Origin of the sequence: Marinobacter sp., from assembly GCF_035268745.1 — a bacterium.
GTDB lineage: Bacteria > Pseudomonadota > Gammaproteobacteria > Pseudomonadales > Oleiphilaceae > Marinobacter.
The window spans coordinates 1-5,798 of record NZ_DATFKH010000132.1 but is presented as its reverse complement, the minus strand read 5'-3'; the positions used below and the strand labels follow the sequence as shown (position 1 = coordinate 5,798).

6 protein-coding genes are annotated in these 5,798 nt (G+C 59.9%); 3 read left to right on the top strand and 3 right to left on the bottom strand.

Features of this window, described 5'->3' with window-relative positions; all coding sequences use genetic code 11:
* Positions 1-975: response regulator (locus VJ956_RS10590; RefSeq protein WP_324084637.1), on the top strand; the 975-nt coding region annotated here is incomplete at its 5' end.
* A complete protein-coding gene (locus VJ956_RS10585; RefSeq protein WP_324084635.1) occupies positions 962-1,867 on the top strand; it encodes a response regulator in 906 nt (301 codons plus the stop codon). The genes VJ956_RS10590 and VJ956_RS10585, both read left to right, overlap by 14 nt.
* Here the strand turns inward: VJ956_RS10585 and VJ956_RS10580 are convergent.
* Positions 1,845-2,429, bottom strand: coding sequence for a TIGR00730 family Rossman fold protein (locus VJ956_RS10580; RefSeq protein WP_324084632.1), 585 nt, complete (start codon positions 2,427-2,429; stop codon positions 1,845-1,847). The genes VJ956_RS10585 and VJ956_RS10580 overlap by 23 nt on opposite strands.
* Positions 2,430-2,516: 87 nt before the next feature.
* On the opposite strand from VJ956_RS10580, the gene VJ956_RS10575 reads away from it, so the two are divergent.
* The gene (locus tag VJ956_RS10575; protein WP_324084630.1) at positions 2,517-3,545 is read left to right on the top strand and encodes a histone deacetylase family protein; all 1,029 of its coding nucleotides are present in this window, start codon (positions 2,517-2,519) and stop codon (positions 3,543-3,545) included.
* Positions 3,546-3,585: 40 nt separating this feature from the next.
* Here the strand turns inward: VJ956_RS10575 and VJ956_RS10570 are convergent, their stop codons facing one another.
* Together VJ956_RS10570 and ahpF are read right to left on the bottom strand one after the other, a co-directional pair.
* Positions 3,586-4,146, bottom strand: a complete 561-nt coding sequence (locus VJ956_RS10570; RefSeq protein WP_324084627.1) for a YgjV family protein — start codon at positions 4,144-4,146, stop codon at positions 3,586-3,588.
* A gap of 42 nt (positions 4,147-4,188) precedes the next feature.
* Positions 4,189-5,784, bottom strand: a complete 1,596-nt coding sequence (ahpF, locus tag VJ956_RS10565) for an alkyl hydroperoxide reductase subunit F (protein WP_324084640.1) — start codon at positions 5,782-5,784, stop codon at positions 4,189-4,191.
* Positions 5,785-5,798 lie beyond the last annotated feature (14 nt).

The window sequence follows — 5,798 nt, the reverse complement described above, 5'->3', positions numbered from 1 at the left end:
ATCAAGTACACCGATACCGGACGGGTTTCCCTGACCCTGAAATACCGGAGCCAGATCGCGGAGTTTACCGTGGAGGATACCGGCGAAGGCATTGCCGAAGAGAACCTAGAACGCATTTTCCGGCCCTTTGAACGTATTCGCACCCCCGGTCAGAGCCAGACTGGCACAGGCCTGGGTCTGACCATCACCCATCTGTTAACAGAAATCATGGGCGGCGATCTGTCGGTGGAAAGTGAGACTGGCAAAGGCAGCACTTTCAGGGTCAGCCTGATGCTATCCAGTGTGCACACGCCAGGACCGGAGTCCATGACCTCACCGGCCCGACGGATCTATGGCTACGAGGGGCCGCGCCGCAAAATCATGGTGGTGGATGACGAAACCAGCCACCGCCAGTTGATCCGCGCCATGCTGGCGCCCCTTGGCTTTGAAATCATCGATACTGATAACTCGCTGGCGGTGGTGGACGCGGTAGGAAAAGAACTGCCCGACCTGCTTTTCCTGGATGTGTCCATGCCCGGCTATGATGGCTGGGAGATTCTCACCCAGTTACGGGACAACAACCATCAACTGCCGGTGGTGATGGTGTCGGCCGATGCCAGTGAGGGCCGTGACCGCCCGCAACCCCCGCAGCACAACGGCTATGTGATCAAACCCGTGCGCCAGAACCAGTTGCTGGATCATATAGCGCGGCTGATTGCCCTGGACTGGCGGTTCGACAAAAGCGCGGAGCCTCTGGCGCCATTGCCGGACCCCGCCACCGGCACCATGGCTCTGCCCTCCGACCAACACCGGACAGCCCTGGTTGCCCTGGCCACCATCGGCCATCGCAAAGGACTGCTGGATGCATTGCACGGGCTGGAGCTCCGGGGCGAGGCCGAACCGCTGTTTTTCCGGGAAATGATCCGGCTGACCAACGATTTTCAATTCGACAAGATTATTGATGCACTGAGGTTGACCGACTATGAACACACCTGACCCCCGCAAGACCGTGGTCATGGTGGTGGACGACGCCATCGATTCCATCCGCATGATCAGTGATGCTCTGGAAACCGCCGGCATGACCGTCCTGGTAGCACTGGAAGGCAATCAGGCCCTGACCATCAGCATGAACATTACCCCCGACATTGTGCTGATGGACGCGATCATGCCCAACATGGACGGCTTTGAGACCTGCCGCCAGCTGAAACAGAACCCGCAATTCATCGACACGCCCATCATCTTCATGACCGGCCTGAGCGATACCGAACATGTTGTGATGGGCCTGAATTCGGGCGGCGTGGATTACGTCACCAAACCCATCAACACCGCCGAAGTGCTGGCCCGCATGCAGGTCCACCTGACCAATGCCCGCATGACCCGAAGTGCGCGCCAGGCACTGGATACCGCAGGGCAGAACCTGTTTGCCGTGGACCACGGCGGAGAAGTCCTGTGGGCCACACCCCAGGTGCTGCAACGCCTGACGGACGGGGACACCAATCACCAGCAGCAGCTGAGCCTGAATCTGAAGGAATGGCTGACCCACAACCCGGAAAACGGCCACAGCCTGACCCTGGAGTTTCTGGCCGAGCCCCACTCCGTGGAGTTTCTGACCCTGGTCGATAACCGCGAATACCTGCTGCGGCTGCATGAAGTTCAGCAATCGGGCTCGGCAACCGCTGCGCTGCGGGAGAGGTTTGGCCTGACCGGTCGGGAATCCGATGTACTGCTGTGGATCGCCAACGGCAAAACCAACCGGGAAATCGGCCAGATTCTGGACATGAGCCCGCGCACCGTTAACAAGCACCTGGAGCAGGTATTCCGGAAGCTGGGAGTGGAAAACCGGACCTCGGCTGCGGCGTTGGCCATCAAGTGCCTGGCGCGGGGCTGACCGGGTCCCATTTGCGGGCCGGCGGCCGGTAGCTACGAAGGGCTGCCAACAGTGCTTCGGCACGCTCTTCGACAATCACCATGTCAGCATGTTCGGCTTTCAGAAATCCGGCCCCGGCCATGGTCCTGAAGAACGCGATCAGCTCGTTGTAATAGCCGTTGACGTTCAGCAACGCACAGGGTTTGTGGTGATAGCCCAGCTGCGCCCAGGTCCAGGCCTCGAAGATTTCATCCATGGTGCCGGGGCCGCCGGGCAGCGCAACAAAGGCGTCGGCCATGTCGGCCATCAGCGCCTTGCGCTGATGCATGGAACCAACCACGTCCAGCCGGGTCAGGCCGGGGTGGGCCAGTTCCCGGTCCCGCAGGGATTCGGGAATCACCCCGTAGACCTCACGGCCACCCGCCAGCACCGCATCGGCAACCACCCCCATCAGGCCGACCTTGCCACCACCAAACACCAGATCGATTCCCTGGCTCGCAATATGGCTCCCGAACGTTCGGGCCGCTTCCGCAAAGCTTTCGTCGTTGCCCCGACTGGAGCCACAAAACACCGCGATTTTCATAATCGATTCCTGTGACTGGAGTGGTTGTTTGCTATCTTGGGCGCCAGGCTGCCTGACTCTTCAAGATCAACACACGGACTGGTTCCCATGAAAACCGTTTTTTCACCCCTGCACAACCGCCGCAGCGCCAGAACCGAACTGGATGGCGGCGTGCTGATTGCACCCCATGAGAAACCTTCGCGGGCGGAAACCATACTGGGCCGGGTACAACAGCAACAACTGGGGGAAGTTCTCCCACCACAGGAATTTGGCCTGGACCCGGTCCGGCGTGTGCACACCCCGGACTATGTGGATTTTCTCAGGTGCAGCTGGGCCGACTGGGCCGCCGCCGGCAAACCCGGTGAGGCCATTCCCGCGGTCTGGCCCGGCCGGGGGATGCGGCACCGGGTCCCGCAAGACATTGATGGCCGGCTGGGCTATTACAGCTTTGCCGCCGAGACCTCCATCACCGAAGGCACCTGGGAGGCCGCCTGCGCCTCGGCCAATGTTGCGCTGACCGCACAGGCGCTGGTGGCCAATGGCGAACCCGCCGCTTTCGCACTCTGCCGCCCGCCCGGCCACCATGCCCACGCCGACCTGTTCGGTGGCTACTGCTTTTTCAACAACGCCGCCATAGCCGCCCAGGCGTTCCGGGATCAGGGTGCCAGGCGGGTGGCGGTGCTGGACGTGGACTTCCACCACGGCAATGGCACCCAGAGCATTTTTTACCAGCGCAGCGAGGTCCTGACCATCAGCCTGCACGGCGACCCGGATCTGGTATTCCCGCATTTCCTGGGGTTTGAGGACGAAACCGGCGAAGGTTCCGGCGAGGGCTTTAACCTGAATATCATCTATCCACCACGCACACCGTTCAGGGTCTGGCGTGATGGCCTGGCAACCGCCTGCGCACGCATAACCGCTTTCCAGCCGGATGCCCTGGTGATCGCCCTGGGCGTGGACACTTTCGAGGATGACCCGATTTCGTTCTTCAGGCTGACGTCTGCGGATTACCTGCTGATGGGGGAAAGGATAGGCGAACTGAACCTGCCGACGCTGTTTACCATGGAAGGCGGCTACGATGTCGATGCCATCGGCGTGAATGTGGTGAACGTCCTGAAAGGTTTCGAACGGGCCTAGTGTCCCATCTGGTCAACGAATTAACCAGATGGGACACTAGCTATGAACCGGGTTCTTTCAGTTTGGCAAAGGCTTCCGGATACCGGCGTTTCATTCGTGCCAGCCGGAAGATGGTAATGAAATTGGTAATCACCACCATGCCCTCCGCCAGGGTGCCGCCAACCGAGCCGATAACAATGTTATTCAGCATCCAGCAGACAGCGGCGCCCGCCAGCATCAACCGCATGGGAATGCCCCGGAGCATGAACATGCCCACGGTGCCAAAAATCGCAGCGGCGATGGCAAAGAAATCCACCGGGCTGCGCCAGGTCAGGGCCGCCGCGACCAGATTGACGACCAGCACTGCCAGCATCACCTGCCAGTTGCCCAGATAACGCCGGGCCAGGATTATCCGGCCGATCACCAGCAGACTCAGGATCGCCGCCGTCCAGCTGCCGAAAAGCGCGAACTGCAGCGCAAAGGCCACGTTCGCGGAAATCAGCAGCACCATCAGGCGGTCGTCCCGCTTGCTGGCAAAGCCCAGGATGCAGAACGCCAGCGCCACCAGGCTGACAATCTGGCCTGCCATGTCGGTCATGGTCATGTTCATACCATCAAACATAGCAGGCCCGGCCGCATTGCGGGGCCATGTTCAGGCCATGGTTCAGGCCGCCTGCTCGTCGACCTCGCTGTCATCGGCCGGATTGCGGATCAGGAAGTCAAAAGCGCTCAGAGACGCTTTCGAACCCTCACCCATGGATATCACGATCTGCTTGTATGGCACGGTCGTGGCATCGCCTGCCGCAAACACGCCGGGAATGGAGGTTTCACCGCGCTCGTCGACGATGATCTCGCCGTGCTGGCTCAGCTCGACAGAACCTTTCAGCCACTCGGTATTCGGCAGCAGGCCGATCTGAACAAACACGCCTTCAAGAGTCACATCGTGCACATCACCCTGCTGCCGATCCTTATACTTCAGGCCACTGACTTTGCCACTCTCGCCGAAAATCTCGGTGGTCTGGGCCGAGGTCAGAATTTCCACATTGTTCAGGCTGCGCAGTTTTTTCTGCAGCACGTCGTCTGCTTTCAATTCGTCCGCAAATTCAAGCAGGGTCACGTGGCCGACAATACCGGCCAGATCAATCGCCGCTTCCACGCCGGAGTTACCACCGCCAATCACCGCGACTCGCTTGCCCTTGAACAGCGGGCCATCGCAGTGAGGGCAGTAAGCCACGCCCTTGTTGCGGTATTCCTCTTCACCCGGAACCCCCAGCTGGCGCCAGCGTGCCCCGGTGGAAAGCACCAGGGTGCGGGACTTCAGTGAAGCGCCATTGGCCAGCTGCAGTTCATGCCAACCGCCTCTGCTGGCGGCGGGAATCAGTTTTTCCGCCCGCTGCAGGTTCATGATGTCGACGTCATATTCCTTGACGTGCTGCTCCATGGCCGCGACCAGTTTCGGGCCTTCGGTGTAAGGCACGGAAATCAGGTTTTCGATGCCCATGGTGTCTGCCACCTGGCCACCAAAACGCTCCGCCACAAGTCCGGTAGCAATGCCTTTGCGGGCGGCATAGATGGCCGCAGAGGAACCGGCAGGGCCGCCGCCGACCACCAGCACCTCAAACGGATCCTTGTGCTTGAGCTTTTCAGCTTCCCGGGCTTCCGCGCCGGTATCAACCCTGGCTACGATTTCCCCCAGCGACATCCGGCCCTGACCGAAGGGCTCGCCATTCAGATAAACGCTCGGCACCGCCATGATCTCACGCTTTTCGACTTCATCCTGAAACAGGGCGCCGTCTATCGAGGTGTGTTTGATCCGCGGGTTCAGCACACTCATCAGGTTCAGCGCCTGGACTACATCCGGGCAGTTCTGGCAGGACAGTGAGTAGTAGGTCTCGAACTCCAGATCGGCGTTCAGATCCCTGACCTGATTAATCAGATCCTCACTTTCTTTGGACGGATGACCGCCAACCTGTAACAGCGCCAGAACCAGGGAAGTGAACTCATGACCCATGGGAATGCCGGCGAATCTCACGCCGACGCTGTCGTCACCAACACGGTTAATGGCAAAAGACGGGCGGCGAACATCGCCCGATTCTTCCGTGCGCAGACTGATCTTTTCAGACATGGGCTCCAGTTCGTCCAGCAACTGCTTCAGCTCCTGGGACTTGGCGCTGTCATCGTAGGCCGCAACCAGTTCAATCGGTTGTTGCAACTTGCCCATGTAGGTCTTCAACTGTTCCTTTATGTTGGCATCCAACATGAAAAGCTCCTCTT

What these genes read in the sequence shown, in the direction of transcription:
- VJ956_RS10585 (WP_324084635.1), top strand. Translation starts at nt 962, where the DNA reads ATGAACACACCTGACCCCCGCAAGACCGTGGTCATGGTGGTGGACGAC.
- VJ956_RS10580 (WP_324084632.1), bottom strand. Translation starts at nt 2,429, where the DNA reads ATGAAAATCGCGGTGTTTTGTGGCTCCAGTCGGGGCAACGACGAAAGC.
- VJ956_RS10575 (WP_324084630.1), top strand. Translation starts at nt 2,517, where the DNA reads ATGAAAACCGTTTTTTCACCCCTGCACAACCGCCGCAGCGCCAGAACC.
- VJ956_RS10570 (WP_324084627.1), bottom strand. Translation starts at nt 4,146, where the DNA reads ATGTTTGATGGTATGAACATGACCATGACCGACATGGCAGGCCAGATT.
- ahpF (WP_324084640.1), bottom strand. Translation starts at nt 5,784, where the DNA reads ATGTTGGATGCCAACATAAAGGAACAGTTGAAGACCTACATGGGCAAG.